Origin of the sequence: Bacteroides sp. AF39-16AC (genome assembly GCF_003602735.1) — a bacterium.
GTDB lineage: Bacteria > Bacteroidota > Bacteroidia > Bacteroidales > Bacteroidaceae > Bacteroides > Bacteroides uniformis.
The window spans coordinates 1-1,368 of sequence record NZ_QTLN01000072.1 but is presented as its reverse complement, the minus strand read 5'-3'; the positions used below and the strand labels follow the sequence as shown (position 1 = coordinate 1,368).

Genomic DNA, 1,368 nt, shown 5'->3' with positions numbered 1-1,368 from the left:
CCGCATTATAACACGTGCCTTGCCGGTATCCGTGCCGTCGCCAAGCGTTGCGGCATCACCAAGCATATCACGTGGCATCAGAGCCGCCACACGGCAGCCACGACGATATTCCTCTCCAACGGTGTTCCCATCGAAACGGTCAGCTCCATGCTCGGACACAAGAGCATAAAGACGACGCAGATTTACGCAAAGATAACCAAAGAGAAGCTCAATCAGGACATGGAGAACCTTGCCGCAAGATTGAACGGCGTCGAGGAATTTGCAGGTTGCACCATCTAAAAAGAAAAGCCATGAAACGTGACACAATCATCATCGAGGACAAGGCAGTCAGCGTAACCGGTAACGACGTGTGGATGACCGCCACCGAAATAGCCGGATTGTTCCATACGACCGTCCCGGCAGTGAACGCCGCCATCAGAGCCGTCCGCAAGTCGGACGTGCTGAACGACTACGAGGTGTGCCGCTACATGCAGCTTGAAAACGGGCTGCACGCGGACGTGTACGCCCTTGAAATCATCATCCCGGTCGCTTTCAGGGTGAATACCTACAACACCCACCTGTTCCGCACATGGCTGGTGGGAAAGGCACTCTCACAAGAGAAACGGCAGACATACGTGATGTTCATACAGAACGGAAAAGCCGGGTATTGCTGATTGCACATACCCCATAAGACAAGTAAACGGGTAGCACCACAAAAGGTGTCACCCGTTTACTTTTTCATGAAACCGCCTCACTCCAGCGGCTTGCGGTAGTTCGCTTCCAGTACCCCGCGCAGCCCCGTTTCCGGGTAAAGCACCTTCCCTCCCAAAAGTATGAAGGGCAACACGCGGTTGTTGCGGTATTCCTGCAAGGTGCGCCGGCTCACACGGAGCAGTTCCGACACCTCGCCGTCCGTCAGGTAACGTTCCCCGTCCAGCGGAGGACGGTAGCTTTCCAGAAATGCGGACAGCCATTTCGAGCCTTTGCGCATATCCTGCACCACAGAGGCTATCGGCTCGTCTTCCATCGTAAAAACATCGTTGTTCTCGTTCATCATAACTTCGGATTCAGTGGGTGAATAAATCAAATCATCTGCCGTGCGGATAGAGCGTGCCGACAAGCGGTATCAGCCGCTTCACCTCCTCTGGCTTGTAATAGAACCTGCGGTTTATCTGCGAGTAGCCGATAAGCCGCCTGTCACGCAGCGTCTGCAACGTGCGCGGGCTTATTCTCAACTGCCCGCAGACCTCCTCGCCCGTGAGCCATCTTTCCATGCGCCCCGTGTCGCTTTTGCGCCTCAGGGCGGCGACCTTCTCCGAGAGTGCGCCGAATGCCGCCACCATCATCTCGAAAGTCTTTTTCTCGATAGATACTATTTCCATATTCATG

At 54.6% G+C, this 1,368-nt stretch carries 4 protein-coding genes; 2 read left to right on the top strand and 2 right to left on the bottom strand.

The annotated features are described in order from the left end of the window. Positions 1-279, top strand: a 279-nt coding sequence (locus DW039_RS20735) for a tyrosine-type recombinase/integrase (RefSeq protein WP_165853129.1), incomplete at its 5' end; no start/stop codon positions are given. Positions 280-290: 11 nt separating this feature from the next. Next, complete coding sequence (locus DW039_RS20730) at positions 291-653, top strand: hypothetical protein (protein WP_004291423.1); 363 nt, start codon at positions 291-293, stop codon at positions 651-653. A 77-nt stretch (positions 654-730) separates the two neighbouring features. Here DW039_RS20730 and DW039_RS20725 read toward each other — a convergent pair whose 3' ends face one another. Further along, positions 731-1,036, bottom strand: a complete 306-nt coding sequence (locus tag DW039_RS20725) for a helix-turn-helix domain-containing protein (RefSeq protein WP_004291424.1) — start codon at positions 1,034-1,036, stop codon at positions 731-733. Between the two features lie 31 nt (positions 1,037-1,067). Next, entirely contained in the window at positions 1,068-1,367 is a 300-nt protein-coding gene (locus tag DW039_RS20720) for a helix-turn-helix domain-containing protein (protein WP_004291426.1), read from the bottom strand. Position 1,368: the final 1 nt, after the last annotated feature.